The sequence below is a fragment of the Solibacillus sp. FSL K6-1523 genome, assembly GCF_038005225.1.
Classification (GTDB): domain Bacteria; phylum Bacillota; class Bacilli; order Bacillales_A; family Planococcaceae; genus Solibacillus.
Map to the genome: position 1 here is coordinate 2565498 of NZ_JBBOSU010000001.1, position 15241 is coordinate 2580738.

Here is a 15241-nt window from a genome sequence, read left to right on the forward strand (position 1 = left end):
TGATATACTTTCGTTAAATTAATATTTTTTGAAGCCACTGTTCTCAGCAGTGGTTTTTTATTTTGATGGATAACTCCATCAAGCTACACTCCCCAATAAACGTCTAAGTTTCACCAGTGCCGTTTTCTCAATACGACTAATAGACATTTGACTCAAATTCAAATACTCACCAGTTTGCGATTGACTTAAGGGATCGCCACCTCTTAATCCGAATCGACGAACGATAATCTCGCGTTCTCGTTTGTTTAATTTTGAGAGTGCATGAGATATATCAAATTTCATTTGTATTTCATGTTCGATTGACACGTTACTCGCTATCAACTCGACGCGTTCTGTGTCCTCGCTCGTTTTAACCAATTCATTGAGTGATACCGTTTCTAAATGAGGTTTTCTAAATGATTTAAGGATTTCTCCGCGAATATGCAAAGTTGCATAAGTGATAAACTTGTAACCTCTACTTTCATCAAACCTTCTGCTAGCGTTGATAAGTCCAATCATGCCAACACTTGCTAAATCTTCATGCGAGAGATTTTCGTGATAATATTTGCGAGCGATATAATGAACGAATTTTGTATTATCTAGTACGAGTCGTTCCTGCTCCATTGTTAGAGTCATATCTTCCCTCTCCTTTCTGATGGTCAATCCCATCAAGCAACTTAAAAGTTTAGGAGAGGCGACATGCGCCCTTTTAAGCTGCTTGACGAGAGCGAGCGATGTGCTCGCACTGTCTATTATTTAAGGTCGTACACTGTCGTGATGGCTTGACCGTATGCCTTACGTTCCAAGATGTTTATCGCATCTACGATTTTGTGTATCGCTTGGGCAATATCGTCCTCACGACCAACTGCATATATTTCGTATAAAGCCATCGCTTCATTTTTTAGATTATTAATAATGTCAAATGCTACCTTTTCGTTCATTTTGAAACCTCCATGTGGTATAATTGTGTTAGTTGTTTATACTTTTATTTCCGCCGTTGATTGGTCCAACAATCAACGGTTTTTTTGTGCTATAAAATACATTGCTTGTAATCTTTGTTTGACCGTCATGATCCGCCAAACTCTTGGTTTGATTCGAATATGTAATCCCCTACCTTCCTATATAAAGAATGAAAATCGAATGAATGCTGGTACTAAGGATAAAACCTGTGTTGCTTGTGCAAAAATTTCTGTGCCGAATAAAACCGTCATCGCTTGAATCTCGCAATTTGTAATTATCGCCCACTCTTTAAATGTTGTTATGCCAATTTCTTGCTCGTCGTTTTCCATTTTGCTAATTGCTGTACGAGACTTAAATATTCTGTCAGCAAGTTGTTGCTGGGTTAGCCCGGCTTGCTCCCGAAATGATCTTAAATGTTCTCCAAACATAGTCATCGCCTTCCTGTGTTCGATTTTCGAACATCAGCTATTACAGGTGCCGATGTTCGCAGATAGAACACATTTAATAGAAATTTAGTTATATAATGTATTTAGCAAGACAAACTTGCTATTGAGCTATAGCCCTAGCTCTTCTAAATGCCGATTGCCCCGGCTATGATTTATCTAGCGGTCCATTACTATGGACTGCTACCAGATGGTTTAAAGCCATTCATTCATAATGATTTCTTGAATCGCTTTCGCTGTTGGCTCTTTCAGCCATACACGCTTACCACCTTTCTCTCGTTGACGCTCATATCGTTGGATGCGTGAATCAGTGAGAATGTGGTCCTCTAAAAATTTCCTACTAAATGTAGTAGCTTTTACAATGTCTTTGATGTCCCAAAAAAGGATTAGCGGTTTAGCAGCATCGTTAGCTAGTTCTGTTAATTGCTGATGAACCTTTTCTGGTGTTATGCCCGACATCTCGAAAAGTGTTAGAATTAACGCGCTCTCTGTTTGCGTTTGAGGCATCATGACTATTTCCTCCTATATAAAGGCGCTCGTGTGGCGCCTTCCTTATTCTAAAAAGTCGAACGTTATACCGAGTGCGGTTAATGCCCAATCTATGACATTTTCCAAGTGTTGTTCTCGATTCTCAATGACATCGATTTCTCCATTTTCGTCAATGATCTTAGCCTGATACATTGATTGCTTGTTAACTAATGCGCTATTGAGTGTGTCACTAATTTCCTGTAGCGACTTTGCTTGCTCCTCAGTGATGAGTTGTTTCACGATACCCAAGTTATTTCACCAACTTTAACTGCATTTGCTTGTTACAATTTTCGATTTCAATACGTAGACTCGTTGAAGGTTGCCATTTCGAAATGAAGTACATCGCTTCTTCGAATTTGGATCTCGGAACATCTTTATAAGAAGAGATACCGAAATGATTGTGCATATCCTTCCAGAGAGAACGGAATGCTTGCCCACTTATTTGTTTGTAGGCATTTGATTCTTTGCCACCAAGCGCTTTCATAGCAATCGATTTACCATAATAGTTCATCTCCTTTTCTTGCTTACTATCCATGCGCATTGTATCGTGCAAAATATTAACTTTCTCTTCGATGGCATCTACACGTTCAGCCGTCTCCTCGTTTGCCTGCATGATTAGTAGTAACTGCTCACGTGCCGAAAACTTCTTGTGTTGCTGGCTTTCGATAAATTCACGCATACGCTTGAACTCTTGGATAAATTTCACTTTCATCTTCATTGCTTCTGGTGTTACGTACGACATAGCAACAAGAGTGAAACCGTCCTCGGTCATTTTGAATTTTGGATACCATTGTTTGTTTTGTGAATGTTGGTATTGGGTCTCTTGAAAGTTCAAGGCACCCCATTCACTTTCGCCAGCATCTGTTAACTTGCTAATTTGATTTTTTATATCATTCGTTACATTGAAATGTTCTTTGCCGAATACTTCTGCAATTGTTACGCTGTCTGTCACGACTTGTTTGTTTTCGATGAAAACTAATTGATTCATGATAAAACCTCCTATTTTTTGTATCCCAATCTGTTAAACTGTTAATAGAATGTGGGGTGAAAAACAATGACTAATAAAACAGATAAAGAAATCGCATTAGAACTTACTGTTGCTTTTTTAGAACATTTAAGCTCAAGAGCATCATCTAATAATCCGAATCAATCTCATGCTACTCAAGATTCAGTTGCAGCAACTTACAGAAAATTTTATTCTACAGTTTCCAACTCTGGAGTATCCCAAGATAACGAATGATTTTTATTAGGTAAACATTTGTACAACTCAATCATGGCTAATGTAAGTTGTGGTAAATCTGCAACCGACGCCTCATTAGCGCTACGCTCCGCCAATAGTTCCAGCTGTTGGTGGAGTAATTCTTCTGCGTTTGTTTTATTTTCCACGCTCATCCCTCCTATGCAATTTTTGATTGTGCATTTTCTACACAAATTTCATTAAAAAAAATCGTCCATTCAAAACCGCCTAAAGTTTTAGCAATCAATTGCGCCACTTTCACGCTTGGTTTTAAACCGTTTTCTATTTTTGTGTAATAAGAACGTTCAATACCTACACAATTCGCAACATCTTGATGTGACAATCCTAACTCAATTCGACGCGCTTTGATAACTTCTGCAAACATTTTCGAAACCTCCTTTGTGCATTTCTTACACATAGTATACCGTGCATTTTTTGCACAGTCAAGTATATTTGTGTAATTTATTCACATATATTTTAATGTGCATAAAATTCACTTATAATTAAACAAAACTTTGTTATAGAAGGTGGTGATTGATGTGAAATATGGCGAACGTCTAAGGTTGTTAAGGGATAAAATGAATCTTTCTCAAAAAGATTTAACGGATAAATTAAAAATCAATAGATCAACATATGCCAGATATGAAACATCTTCAACTCAACCAGATTACGACACCCTGACTAAATTAGCGGATTTCTTCGGTGTTACAACAGATTATTTACTCGGGCGTAGCAATCAAGATAGTTCATCAGATAGTTATGAGATACAAACAATAGCAGCACACCATGACGGTGACGAATGGACAGAAGAAGAACTAGATGAAATCGCACAGTTTAAAGAGTTTGTACGAATGAAGCGAGCCAACAAGCAACAGGAGTGATTCTGATGAATTATGAGCAACTTGAAGAAGAAGTCTATCAACATGATATAGAAATATACGAGAGATACATGGCTCCTAGAATTAAAGGTTTATATTCAGATAACATCATTCAACTAAATAAACGTATAAAAACACTTCGAGAAAAGAAATGCGTACTCGCTGAAGAGTTTGGGCATTACCATACTTCCGTTGGAGACATATTGGATCAATCCAACTCTATTAATCGTAAGCAAGAGTTAATTGCACGACGATGGGCATATAACAAACTTGTTCCTCTATCTAAAATCGTTGCTGCTTATGATCAATATTTAACTAACAGTTACGAGTTAGCGAATTATTTAGATGTAACGGAAGAGTTTTTAGATGATGCCCTTAAATGGTACAAAAGCAAATATGGATTGTACATATTAGTGGATGATTATACGTTATGCTTTGAGCCGTTGGGCATCCTAGAAAAATTCGATTGGATTGAAACACCTGTAAAACAACTTGGAACTTAATTTACATACCGCCTATTGGTGGTAATTTTTTTAACAATAAAAGAACATATATTCTCATTTTATAAGGAGTGAGTTGATTGGCAAGATATAAAATGAATAAAACAAAACTAGATAGCATCTATTGGTTCAAGGTTGGAAAGGTAAAGAAGTATGCTTATCGCTACAAGTATTACGATGAATCTGGTAAACGTGTAGAGAAAACAAATCAAACATTTTACACAATCGAAGAAGCTGAACGCGCTTTAATCGAGTTGAAGGCTCACATTTTGGATGGCAACCAAGGTTTTGTTAAAAACGAGAACTTAACTGTTGCACAGTTGAATGAGAAATACGTGCAAGCTAATCAAACTAACTGGAAGCCTACGTCTGAAAGAAATCATAATTATGTGATGAATAATTATGTCTTAAATGCTATCGGAAAACACAAAATAAAAAAAGTTAACAATTTAATTATTCAAAAGGAATTGTTTGACCCTTTAATCAAAGCGGAATTTAAAGAAGGTAGCCTTTCCTCGATATATCGTAGACTTAACGCGATTTTTTCTTTCGCAGTGAAAAATGAAATTTTGGATCGAAAGAGATTTACTGCCCCAAATTTAAATAAGGCAATCGAGAGTATTAGGCGTGACGCAATTTCCATTGAAATAGTCGAAAAGATTTTAGAGGTTGCACGTACTAAATACAAAATTACTCATTATACATGTTTGAGTTTATTGTTCCTAACCGGTATGAGAGCTGGGGAATTGAGAGCGCTAGAATGGGAATCGGATATAGATTTCGAGAATAACGTGATTTACATTAACAAAACTAAAGATCGTTACGGCTCCAGGTCACCAAAAACTAAAAATAGTTATCGGAAATTCCCCATGAATGAAAACATCAAGAAAATTTTACTCGATTATAAAGTTTGGTATGATCAAAAAATGAATACATGCGGCCATAGGAATCCTAAAGGTCATGTATTTGTTACCTATGCTGGAGAGCCACTAGGAGAAAGATACTTAAAGCGCATTATTGACTTAATGTGTGAGCGTGAAGATATCCCCCACTTCACCCCCCATTATTTGAGGCATACCTTCGTTTCCATTCAACTATCACAAAATGTCCCTGTTACGACGGTCGCTGCATTAGTTGGTGATACTCCAGAAACAATTTATAAGGTTTATGCTCATTCATTTGAAAAAGATGAAATCCATGCATCGAATATTATGGATGGAATTATTACCTTAAATAAATTTGATGAAATTGAAAATGAGTGATTTTGGGGTACAATTTGGGGTACATGGTTATATTCATTAAATTAGTACCTAATCTGCAATTTATTATTCGGAGACTACAATCGGAGAAAATGCTTATATATCAAGGTTTTAGCCACAAAAAAACACCTACAAAATTCGTAGATGCTTCGAGTTTTTTATGACAACCACTTAGGCGGTGTGTTTTTGGACCAGTAAATTTCGCCTAAATCATAATGCTTTACGAAATTGTCTTCAAACGTGTGGTAATGGAAATTGTAATAATAACCGTCAAATGGACGATTTTCTGTTCGAACGTGGAAACGAATAATATCTTGCTTTAATTCATTGTCCGTAATATGAAAAATTTTTTCAGCATAATCGCCACTCGGTTTTTCGGAAATAACAGCATTCATAAGCTTGTCCTCACCTAAACGATCGACTGTGAATGCAATTGCTTCCTCAATCTTTGGGAAAATATTCGTGTCAAATTCATTTTCAATGACCGGTCCAATACGCGATCCAAACTTCATATAAGACTGCTCTTTTGCTGCGGCTGTAATAGATTCAACAGTCAGTCTACTATAATCATCAACTAAGAATTCATCGAGCTGATAGGCTGCGGAAGTATGATTGTTGTCGGACCGTTCAAACGCCCGATTCGAATTAATTTCCTCTTCAAAATTTGCCCATATCTCGTGTTTCGGCGTAATCATGCCAAATGTTAATACGGCTACGGATACGACGAGTGATTTATATAACCATTTTTTCATGCGCTCCACCTACCTAATATATGTATAATTTAGAAACATGCTCTCTTAATTATATACGAATCATGGAAGAAAAGGTTTCATCTTTTTTCTATTCATTGTACAATAATTATGAATCTTATGTACGTTTTTTAAAGGAGGTTAGTTTTAATGGACACTTCAATCGTAATCGGTCTTGGCTTACTTTTAATGTTAGGTTACATGACTTCTTTATGCTTCACGGACTAATTTTATCATTTATTCCTGCCACCTAATTTTAGATTGGGTGGTTTTCTACTTTATGATCTTCAGTGCAATACCCCGGAAAAATAAAAAAGCCCATAACGACTTCAGAGGAAATCGTTACGAGCTATACACAACTCCCTATTATAATGATTCAGAAAATTGATGGGTCTAACTTATTCATTTAAAGTTGCAGGATTATTTTTATTTTGTTGCTTTTCTTTATTTTCATTCTTATTTTGCTTTTTGGCCTGATTATTCTTACCAATTACGCCTAAATCATCAGCACTAATGTCGTACCCGTAGCCAAACTCTTCCCGACCTAGCTTATTTTTACCTCGATTATTTTTTGTCAAAATATCACCTCCACAAAATAGATTAGCCATTTTGTGAAAATCTATACTTAACGTGTTTGAACGTAAACGAAATAAAGTTTCAAACATTTTCGCCCTTAAAATTGGACAAGGGGCACCTTCAATTAAGAAGGCACCCCTTTAGTATTTGATAGATAGTTTTATAAATAAATGTATGTCTCGACCCGATCATCCGGGGAATTTATCTATTATTAGAAGCCTATAGCTCCTGTTTTAACCGCGGTAAAATTCAACTAATTTTTTCTAACTTAAGCAACATAGTCCCAACCTTCTACTATGTCCTTGCAGCCCTTTAGCATGCGCCAGTGTGAAAAAGTATCTTCAAAAACACTAGTGGAACGCCAATTTATAAATACCACTATCTAAAATAGCATAATCAAATAATAGCACAGATGTTTTCATTTGTAAAACCAATTGCCCGACTATGCTTTTTTTTCGCAATCCGCTATACTAATAGCTATTATGTATTTGGCGTATATGCGACCAGATTATGACTAAAGGAGCTACATCTACATGACGACTGAAGTAGAAACAGATCTTTCCATCCAAATGAAGCGCATGGCCGTTGCGGTTATTAATATGGAGCAAAATCGCTTTATGGCCGCGCAAAACACGATGGATTTAACAACACTTGAACAGGACGTGTATTCACAGTTTTTCGAACAATATATTGATGCAACATTAAATAGTCCAAAATCCGTTGCATGCAAGTTTTTAGATTCGGATAATGATATTTTAACGAAGATGAACCGTTATATCGAATATCCAGATGACACGCATTTCTTATCGTTAACAAATGATATATCAAATAAACTATTCCAAATCATGCAAAATGTTTCGAGCAGTAATGGCTCTGTTTTTGTTGCCCATGTGGAATTAATCGGCGAGCAGTACTTGCTTTTCCTAAAAATTGACCCACAAGATGCGGTGCAAATTGATTTAGAAACACGCGATTTAAAAACGATAGAGAATATTTTACCAGATGCCTTTAGCCGCGTTCAAAAGTGCGCACTGATTCGCATGGATTATGACCCGCTGGAAGAAAACTTATATGTGCTCGACAAGCAATCGGACGGAGAACCAGCGAAGTTTTTCATGGAAACTTTTTTACAGGCGACTCCAGTTGCAACGGATAAAAAGAAAACGAAAATGTTAATGACCGAGCTGTATGAAACGATCCAGCCGACATTGGCAGAAGACAAGGCCCCTCTTTTACAGCAAGTCATTGATGAAGAATTTGAAAATGGCAAATACATTGAGCTTGAAGCATCTGTGCATAATATTTATGAAGCAATCGCCCCTGCAGAAGAACGAGAAAGCTTTGTTTCGCAAAACTCGAAAATGTTCATTAACGAATTTACAGAACGAAATCCAAGTTTCACACCTAATTTTGAAGCGAAACGGGATGACTTACAAGTAGTGTATAAATCCGAAAATAACGAAATTGTTTTTAAGTATGATAAAAATTTGAATGATATCGATATTCAGCATGATCAAATAAGTGGCACGTACACGATTACGATTAAAAATAGCGATGATTTACAGTTTGCATTACGAAAAAAATAAGCAGACAAAAGGCAGAAACGTTGATCTAATCGCGTTTCTGCCTTTTGCTCGTTACAATTTATTATTTCGACGTTAACGCGATAAATTCCTCAACGTCTTTTTCGCATAGCGCGATGCCTTTTAACCAGAAGTCTTGCTTTGTAATATCCTCACCTAAATGTTTCATTGCTAAATCTTCTACGGTCATAATCGCTGTATCGCGTAATAAAGCCATATATTTTTCCTCGAACCCTTTGCCCTCTTCTTTCGCCTTTGCATAAATGCTAAGCGAGAATAAGTAGCCGAATGTGTATGGGAAGTTGTAAAATGGCACGCCTGTAATATAGAAATGCATTTTAGAAGCCCAGAAATGTGGATGTGTTTCGCCCAATCCACCAGCATGTGCTTCAATTTGTGCTTCTTCCATTAATTCATTTAAACGCTTTGAAGAAACCATTCCTTTTTTGCGCTCCTCATAGAAGCGTGTTTCGAATAAGAAACGTGCATGAATATTCATTAAAAATGCTACAGAGCTTTGTACTTTATCTTCTAGTAACGCGATTTTCTCTTGCTCATTTGCTGCTTCTTGTACTGCTGCATCGGACACAATCATTTCCGCAAATGTCGACGCTGTTTCAGCTACATTCATTGCGTAGCGTCGGTTTAATGGGTGCACAGGGCGTAGTGCATGTGTATGGAATCCATGGCCGAGCTCATGTGCTAATGTTGAAACGTTTGACATTGTCCCTGAAAATGTCATGAAAATACGCGATTGATCGGATAATGGCATACCTGTACAGAAGCCACCTGCTCCTTTATTATCACGGTCCTCTGCCTCAATCCATCCGTCTTCAAATGCCGTACGTGCAAAAGATTCCATTTCCGTACCGAAACGACCGAAATGTTTTAAAATGAACTCTGAACCTTCTTGATAGCTAACTTTCGTCGTTGAATCCGTTACAGGTGCATCGAAATCAAACCAATCGAGCTTTTCTTGTCCCAAAAGTGATGCTTTATGTGTTAAATAGTTGGCAAATGTTGCTTTACGCGCAGTAATCGCGCCCCACATCGCATCAAGTGTCTCTTGCTTCATACGGCTAATTTGTAGCGGCTCTTGTAAAACCGAATCCCAGCCGCGCTTTTTATAAACGGCTAAACGGAAACCTGCTAGATGGTTTAACGTTTTCGCAAAAATTTCCTCGCGCTCCGTAAACACTTTTTCTAATGCTTCAAATGCCGCTTTGCGTACTTTGCGATCCGCATTGCCACTTAAATTATTTGCCTGTCCAACCGAAAGTGTTTTCAGCTCGCCATCTACTTCCACTTCTACTTTAATATCACCAATTAACATCGTATACATTTGGCCCCAAGCCGAATAGCCGTCCACACCTAATGCAGAGATGAGAGCTTCTTCATCCTCTGATAAAGTCATTTTTGATTTTTCACGCCACTCCGTTAAAATAAAGGCGAAATGTGAAAGCTCTTCCGTTTCAAGTAATTGATCAAATACCGTTTGCTCGATTTGACCTAATTTTTGATTAAAGCCTTCTAAAATTGGCGAGAAATTCGCAGCAATACCAGATAATTGGCTTTGTAATAATTGCGCTTCACGGTCAGTTGTATCTTGAGATATTAAGCAAGATATTACTGCACCCGCTTGCGAAACATGCATGAAAGCTTCTTTTATTTCTTCTAAAATAAAAGCGATTTCACCTGCAGAATCTGTTGTTTGTGGTAGGTCAAATTGCGCCACTTTTTCTGTTAATCGCTCAAATCTTGGTGTTAAATTTTCAATATGTTGTTTTAATTCAGGAGATGCACTTCCACCTGGAAAGAATACATCTAAATCCCATACTTCTGGATATTTTACGTTTTCCATTTAAACACGCCCCGCTTTCAGAATAGTAATACAATTACCATTCTACTAAAAACCCTACTATTTTGCATAGAATTATTTCGATATTTGAAATAAATTCAAATGAGTTGTAGCCTACTTTTGGGCAAAAACAGCTCAAATAAAATCTTTGCCCACTATTTCAATCATTATTTTATTTTTAATTTAAACCATGATATATTTGAGTAGGAACTTATCAATGGCTTGATGATTTATTTTGTGCAGGGTAGGTAAAGAATTTAAACTAGCGAGGTGAAAAAAATGACTGATCGTGAATTATTAGAGCAAATATTAACTAAAGTAAACAAGATTGGTGGCCTTGAGCTATCTTTTGAAAACCTATCAACTAAAGTAGAACATTTATCGAATAAAGTAGATAATCTTGAGCAATCAAATTCTGAAATAAACATGAAAATTGATGCTTTAACAAACCAAGTTGTTCTCCTAAGCGAAGATATGACGATCGTTAAAGAACAGACTGCGGTGAATGCTGAATTACGCCCAGAGGTATCAGATGCTGTTTCTAGAATTGATGCGATTGAAATGGATTTAAAAATTATGAAGAAAGTGATTACCTCATAAATGATATACAAAATCACTCCATAATGGACTAGTGATAGTTAAGAGGTTTTTATTCTTGGTTATCCTAGTTCATTCATACTTTCGCCCCATCAAATGTAATTAATCCAAAAACCTTTATTACGAAAAACTAAAGATTCCCGTTCACCGCTTACCTCCATTAAACCATTATGAGTTCCAAATAAATATTTAATCCAATACAAAAAAACAAAGTATGAAAACGAACTCTCACACTTTGCCTTAATTAAATTTTTCCTTTTTATAATATTGGCGATATTAACCGTGAAATGGATTCGCGAACTTTTGTCCAGCTGCTTCTTTTTTCATAAAGTGCAGGTGTCATTTCAAAGCTATTTTGCTGATCTTGTTCAAATAATTTCCGACATTTTATAGCCAGTTCCTCATCAAATAAGATTGCATTAATTTCAAAATTTAAACTAAAACTTCGCACGTCAATATTGGCCGTGCCAATAGTCGTAATTTCATCGTCAATAACCATCATTTTTGCATGTAAAAATCCCTTTTCATAACGGAATATGCGCCCACCATGACGTAACATATCCCCACCATACGCTGAATTTGCGCCGTAAACAAACGGATGATCCGTTACAGCCGGTGTCATAATGCGCACATCGACCCCTGATGAAGCAGCAATTTGAATCGCATGTAAAAAGGCTTCATCTGGTACAAAATAAGGTGATTGAATGTAAATATACCGTTTCGCACTTAAAATCATTCGAATATAACTATTTTTAATCGATTCACATTCCGTATCCGGTCCACTTGAAACAATTTGAACTGGAAGCAAATTGTCCACATGAAATGACGGAAAATATTTCATATCTGTTTGCTCGAGCATTTCATTGCGCGCTTGATGCCAGTCAAATATAAAGTGTGCCTGCATGCTGTAAACAGAATGTCCTTGAATTTTTAAATGCGTATCACGCCAATACCCAATTTTTTCGTCGAGACAAGCATATTCCTCTCCAACATTAAAACCACCAATATAGCCGATTTGCCCATCAATAATAACAAGCTTACGATGGTTTCGGAAATTGATACGTGGATTTAATAATGTAAAATAGGAGGAGAAAAAGGCTTCCACTTCTCCACCAGCGTCTATTAGCTCTTGAAAATGCTTTTTCATTAATTTTCGAGAACCTAAATCATCATAAATAACCTTTACTTCGACTCCTTGCTGCGCCTTTAAAACAAGGGCATCATAAATGTGCTTCCCGATTTTATCCATTTTAAAAATGTAATATTGCATATGGATTGACTGTTGTGCTTGCTCAATATCCTTTATTAATGCAGCAAATTTTTCCTTTCCTTCCGAAAAAATTTCCACTTCATTATGGGCACTTAATAGCGCTTGATTGTAATCCACATTCATTTGAATTAATTGTTGGTGTTCTTTTGTTACCCCATTTGGAAATTCATACGTATTGTCATGTATCTTTTTCTGTTGCTCTTTAAATACAGGCAATGATTCATTTTGATTGACCGTCATCCACCGAACAAAATTCTTTTTCCGTAAGTTTCGCCCAAATAATAAATACAAAACAAACCCAACAATTGGAATGAAAAATAAAATTAATAACCATGCCCATGCAGATGATGGACTTTTACGACTAATAAAAACAACAAAAAGTGCGAAGAAAAAGTTTAAAATATAAATTGAAATTGTCAAACCACTTGGAAGCATCTTGTTTTTCCTCCTTTTTTAATCAAGTAATTTGAGGCGCTCATATGTAAGTCACATGAAAACTACCACCAAATAAAAACCACCTACCCATTATTTGGTAGGCGATTGTAGAATCTTTTGCTTTAATTCCATCCATGTTCGAGTTTGGACTTTTTGAGTGAATGGATGAGTATAAAGCGCTGAATACCTCTTGCTGCATGAATTACATTTGCTGAATTAAGTTAAACAAGTTATTCTATTATATACATTTCCTCAAAAAATTACAGTTAAATCGGGAGTTCGCGCTATATTTATGCACTAAAAAGGATGTTTTCAAACTGACACTTGAAAACATCCACCTTTTTATATCTTTACAAATGAGCCTACTTCATTTTTTTCAACCCTTTTGAAATTTGCTTCCATTTTCGTTTTTCAGTCAATTGGGCAGCAACATTTGTTTTCTTTTCGATGTAAGCAGCTTCTCTTTGCAATTTGAAATAGTTTTTTAATCGGGATTCCTCTAAGTTACCTTCATGGATTGCTTGAAGCACCGCGCAATGGGGTTCATTTTTATGTGTGCAATCACGGTAGCGGCAATTATGGCCAAGCTCCTCGATATCAGAAAAACTCGCTTGTATGCTATCTCCTTGATCCCATAGCTGCAACTCGCGCATTCCAGGCGTATCGATTAAGCACGCACCACTCGGTAAAACGACTAGTTCTCTGTGTGTCGTCGTATGGCGCCCTTTCGCATCATCTTCTCGAATACCCGATACTTTCATTTGCTCTGTCGCTAATAATGCGTTCGTCAATGTCGATTTCCCCGCACCGGATGAACCGAGTAATGCTGCGGTTTTTCCTTCTGTAAGCATAGCATGCAAAGCATCTAGCCCTACTCCAGTGATCGCACTTAATGCAATGATATCAACGCCAAAAGCAACTTGCTCGACTTCACGAATATAAGGCTCGACATCATCACAAAGATCCGTTTTCGTTAATACAACAACCGGTGTGGCACCTGAATCCCAGGCAGCAACTAAATAGCGTTCTAAGCGACGAATATTGAAATCCGCATTAACACTCATAACAAGCAATACGTAATCAACATTCGCTGCTACAATCTGTTCATCCATTTCAAGCCCCGCCATTTTGCGAGAGAATTTCGACTTTCTTTCCAATAAATGATGGATAATTGCTTTTTCCTCACCCGGCATTTGTTCCACTAAAACAAAATCACCGACTGCTGGAAAATCGACGCGTGAAAAGGATTGATATGCATAGCTTCCTGAAACGGTCGCGAGCCATTCCCCTTGCTCTGTCAATACGCGGTATGAATGCTTATGCTCTAATAGTACACGCGCTGGAATTGTATTTTTTACCGTTAATTGTTCAAGTTGTTGTTCAAAAAATGGGGTAAACCCAAGTTGTTTTAAATTCAATGTTTTTTCCTCCTAAATGGACATTTCGTATTCGGCAACATCCATACGGAAACACGCAGGATGAAGCAGTTTCTTTTGTGGATTTGAATTTTTTACGTTTTTCTCCACGAAAAAACCTTATGAGAAGCAATTCAGCTTATCACAAGGTTTACGATGCGCATTTAAAAGGTATGCAAAATTAAAAACTTGCACACGAAAGGCATGTAATTGGTGACAAACTGAATTGCTTTTTTACACTCTTCGTTAAATTTGTCATCTTACATCACCTTCTTTCGAATTAATTATCTTTACTTTACCAATTTCCGCAACATATTGTCAATATATTTTTGTTGGATTTTTCAAAAAATATTAATTATGCAGATTATAAAGCAACCGCTCTTTTCTCACATGGCTAACGCGGAGGAATATCAAATACACTTGAAATCCCTCCCAATAAAACTTGCTGCAATTGGACTTAACTTTAATTGTCTTGCCCAAATAGAAAGTTGACCTACATGATGAATTTCGTGGGCAACTATATGATGTAATATTTCATTTTTTGTAAAATGAGCTTCATCCCAAGGTACAAATACAAGTTTATTACTTGATTCATCTGAATTTTTTTTTAAAAACTCGACTATGTCATTATGAAATGTATCTGAGAGAGATTTAACTTTTTCAAGAGTATTATAATCATCAAACTTGACTATCACATCGTCTTTACCTTCCATTGCACGAAGCCAACTATACTCTACATCTACTATATGAAAGAGTGTGTATAAAATACTACCAACTCCCCCAATACGCTCTTTTAACAATTCTTCAGTTGATAATTGATTACACCAATTAAACCATTCATCTCTTACTTGCCAATTATACTCGAAAAAATTGATCATTGTTTCAACTCCATTTTTTATTTAATCTAATGCTTAATATGCTTTTGTCTTCAAATTCCGAGTATTTATTCAATTTAATTATCCGATTGTAAAATC

Annotated in this window: 19 protein-coding genes; 5 read left to right on the forward strand and 14 right to left on the reverse strand. The window is 36.5% G+C overall.

Annotated features, from left to right (window positions below):
• Nucleotides 1-78 precede the first annotated feature (78 nt).
• The 8 genes from MHI10_RS12275 to MHI10_RS12310 all read right to left on the reverse strand — a co-directional run bounded on the left by MHI10_RS12275 (nucleotide 79) and on the right by MHI10_RS12310 (nucleotide 3532).
• The gene (locus MHI10_RS12275) at nucleotides 79-615 is read right to left on the reverse strand and encodes a sigma-70 family RNA polymerase sigma factor (RefSeq protein ID WP_340785774.1); all 537 of its coding nucleotides are present in this window, start codon (nucleotides 613-615) and stop codon (nucleotides 79-81) included.
• A gap of 116 nt (nucleotides 616-731) precedes the next feature.
• On the reverse strand, nucleotides 732-920 hold the full coding sequence (locus tag MHI10_RS12280) for a hypothetical protein (RefSeq protein ID WP_340785776.1): 189 nt from the start codon (nucleotides 918-920) through the stop codon (nucleotides 732-734).
• 177 nt (nucleotides 921-1097) lie between these two features.
• The gene (locus tag MHI10_RS12285; RefSeq protein WP_340785777.1) at nucleotides 1098-1367 is read right to left on the reverse strand and encodes a helix-turn-helix domain-containing protein; all 270 of its coding nucleotides are present in this window, start codon (nucleotides 1365-1367) and stop codon (nucleotides 1098-1100) included.
• Between the two features lie 210 nt (nucleotides 1368-1577).
• Nucleotides 1578-1892, reverse strand: coding sequence for a hypothetical protein (locus MHI10_RS12290; protein WP_340785778.1), 315 nt, complete (start codon nucleotides 1890-1892; stop codon nucleotides 1578-1580).
• 42 nt (nucleotides 1893-1934) lie between these two features.
• A complete protein-coding gene (locus MHI10_RS12295) occupies nucleotides 1935-2150 on the reverse strand; it encodes a TscA family type II toxin-antitoxin system antitoxin (RefSeq protein WP_445683222.1) in 216 nt (71 codons plus the stop codon).
• A 10-nt stretch (nucleotides 2151-2160) separates the two neighbouring features.
• On the reverse strand, nucleotides 2161-2898 hold the full coding sequence (locus MHI10_RS12300) for an ORF6C domain-containing protein (protein ID WP_340785780.1): 738 nt from the start codon (nucleotides 2896-2898) through the stop codon (nucleotides 2161-2163).
• Nucleotides 2899-3104: 206 nt separating this feature from the next.
• Nucleotides 3105-3296, reverse strand: coding sequence for a hypothetical protein (locus MHI10_RS12305; RefSeq protein ID WP_340785781.1), 192 nt, complete (start codon nucleotides 3294-3296; stop codon nucleotides 3105-3107).
• 11 nt (nucleotides 3297-3307) lie between these two features.
• On the reverse strand, nucleotides 3308-3532 hold the full coding sequence (locus tag MHI10_RS12310) for a helix-turn-helix transcriptional regulator (RefSeq protein ID WP_340785782.1): 225 nt from the start codon (nucleotides 3530-3532) through the stop codon (nucleotides 3308-3310).
• Nucleotides 3533-3686: 154 nt separating this feature from the next.
• Here MHI10_RS12310 and MHI10_RS12315 point away from each other — a divergent pair, with 154 nt between their 5' ends.
• The 3 genes from MHI10_RS12315 to MHI10_RS12325 all read left to right on the forward strand — a co-directional run bounded on the left by MHI10_RS12315 (nucleotide 3687) and on the right by MHI10_RS12325 (nucleotide 5787).
• Nucleotides 3687-4028: a helix-turn-helix domain-containing protein gene (locus MHI10_RS12315; protein WP_340785783.1), complete on the forward strand. Its 342-nt coding sequence runs from the start codon at nucleotides 3687-3689 to the stop codon at nucleotides 4026-4028.
• Between the two features lie 5 nt (nucleotides 4029-4033).
• Nucleotides 4034-4528 (forward strand): ImmA/IrrE family metallo-endopeptidase, encoded by a 495-nt coding sequence (locus tag MHI10_RS12320; protein ID WP_340785784.1) that lies wholly within the window; start codon nucleotides 4034-4036, stop codon nucleotides 4526-4528.
• A gap of 77 nt (nucleotides 4529-4605) precedes the next feature.
• Complete coding sequence (locus MHI10_RS12325) at nucleotides 4606-5787, forward strand: site-specific integrase (protein ID WP_340785785.1); 1182 nt, start codon at nucleotides 4606-4608, stop codon at nucleotides 5785-5787.
• Between the two features lie 155 nt (nucleotides 5788-5942).
• On the opposite strand, the gene MHI10_RS12330 is transcribed toward MHI10_RS12325, so the two are convergent.
• A complete protein-coding gene (locus MHI10_RS12330) occupies nucleotides 5943-6536 on the reverse strand; it encodes a YpjP family protein (protein WP_340785786.1) in 594 nt (197 codons plus the stop codon).
• Between the two features lie 395 nt (nucleotides 6537-6931).
• Nucleotides 6932-7111, reverse strand: coding sequence for a hypothetical protein (locus MHI10_RS12335; protein ID WP_340785788.1), 180 nt, complete (start codon nucleotides 7109-7111; stop codon nucleotides 6932-6934).
• A 531-nt stretch (nucleotides 7112-7642) separates the two neighbouring features.
• On the opposite strand from MHI10_RS12335, the gene MHI10_RS12340 reads away from it, so the two are divergent.
• Complete coding sequence (locus MHI10_RS12340; protein ID WP_340785790.1) at nucleotides 7643-8695, forward strand: nucleoid-associated protein; 1053 nt, start codon at nucleotides 7643-7645, stop codon at nucleotides 8693-8695.
• 61 nt (nucleotides 8696-8756) lie between these two features.
• Here MHI10_RS12340 and MHI10_RS12345 read toward each other — a convergent pair whose 3' ends face one another.
• Nucleotides 8757-10553, reverse strand: coding sequence for a M3 family oligoendopeptidase (locus tag MHI10_RS12345; RefSeq protein ID WP_340785791.1), 1797 nt, complete (start codon nucleotides 10551-10553; stop codon nucleotides 8757-8759).
• A 276-nt stretch (nucleotides 10554-10829) separates the two neighbouring features.
• On the opposite strand from MHI10_RS12345, the gene MHI10_RS12350 reads away from it, so the two are divergent.
• Entirely contained in the window at nucleotides 10830-11150 is a 321-nt protein-coding gene (locus MHI10_RS12350; RefSeq protein ID WP_340785792.1) for a hypothetical protein, read from the forward strand.
• 256 nt (nucleotides 11151-11406) lie between these two features.
• On the opposite strand, the gene cls is transcribed toward MHI10_RS12350, so the two are convergent.
• The 3 genes from cls to MHI10_RS12365 form a co-directional block, all read right to left on the reverse strand.
• Nucleotides 11407-12852: a cardiolipin synthase gene (cls, locus tag MHI10_RS12355; protein WP_340785793.1), complete on the reverse strand. Its 1446-nt coding sequence runs from the start codon at nucleotides 12850-12852 to the stop codon at nucleotides 11407-11409.
• Nucleotides 12853-13214: 362 nt separating this feature from the next.
• Nucleotides 13215-14270, reverse strand: a complete 1056-nt coding sequence (gene rsgA, locus MHI10_RS12360; protein WP_340785794.1) for a ribosome small subunit-dependent GTPase A — start codon at nucleotides 14268-14270, stop codon at nucleotides 13215-13217.
• Nucleotides 14271-14677: 407 nt separating this feature from the next.
• Nucleotides 14678-15145, reverse strand: a complete 468-nt coding sequence (locus tag MHI10_RS12365; protein WP_340785795.1) for a DinB family protein — start codon at nucleotides 15143-15145, stop codon at nucleotides 14678-14680.
• Between the last annotated feature and the right edge of the window lie 96 nt (nucleotides 15146-15241).

What these genes read in the sequence shown, in the direction of transcription:
- MHI10_RS12275 (WP_340785774.1), bottom strand. Translation starts at nt 615, where the DNA reads ATGACTCTAACAATGGAGCAGGAACGACTCGTACTAGATAATACAAAA.
- MHI10_RS12280 (WP_340785776.1), bottom strand. Translation starts at nt 920, where the DNA reads ATGAACGAAAAGGTAGCATTTGACATTATTAATAATCTAAAAAATGAA.
- MHI10_RS12285 (WP_340785777.1), bottom strand. Translation starts at nt 1,367, where the DNA reads ATGTTTGGAGAACATTTAAGATCATTTCGGGAGCAAGCCGGGCTAACC.
- MHI10_RS12290 (WP_340785778.1), bottom strand. Translation starts at nt 1,892, where the DNA reads ATGATGCCTCAAACGCAAACAGAGAGCGCGTTAATTCTAACACTTTTC.
- MHI10_RS12300 (WP_340785780.1), bottom strand. Translation starts at nt 2,898, where the DNA reads ATGAATCAATTAGTTTTCATCGAAAACAAACAAGTCGTGACAGACAGC.
- MHI10_RS12310 (WP_340785782.1), bottom strand. Translation starts at nt 3,532, where the DNA reads ATGTTTGCAGAAGTTATCAAAGCGCGTCGAATTGAGTTAGGATTGTCA.
- MHI10_RS12320 (WP_340785784.1), top strand. Translation starts at nt 4,034, where the DNA reads ATGAATTATGAGCAACTTGAAGAAGAAGTCTATCAACATGATATAGAA.
- MHI10_RS12330 (WP_340785786.1), bottom strand. Translation starts at nt 6,536, where the DNA reads ATGAAAAAATGGTTATATAAATCACTCGTCGTATCCGTAGCCGTATTA.
- MHI10_RS12340 (WP_340785790.1), top strand. Translation starts at nt 7,643, where the DNA reads ATGACGACTGAAGTAGAAACAGATCTTTCCATCCAAATGAAGCGCATG.
- MHI10_RS12345 (WP_340785791.1), bottom strand. Translation starts at nt 10,553, where the DNA reads ATGGAAAACGTAAAATATCCAGAAGTATGGGATTTAGATGTATTCTTT.
- MHI10_RS12350 (WP_340785792.1), top strand. Translation starts at nt 10,830, where the DNA reads ATGACTGATCGTGAATTATTAGAGCAAATATTAACTAAAGTAAACAAG.
- cls (WP_340785793.1), bottom strand. Translation starts at nt 12,852, where the DNA reads ATGCTTCCAAGTGGTTTGACAATTTCAATTTATATTTTAAACTTTTTC.
- MHI10_RS12365 (WP_340785795.1), bottom strand. Translation starts at nt 15,145, where the DNA reads ATGATCAATTTTTTCGAGTATAATTGGCAAGTAAGAGATGAATGGTTT.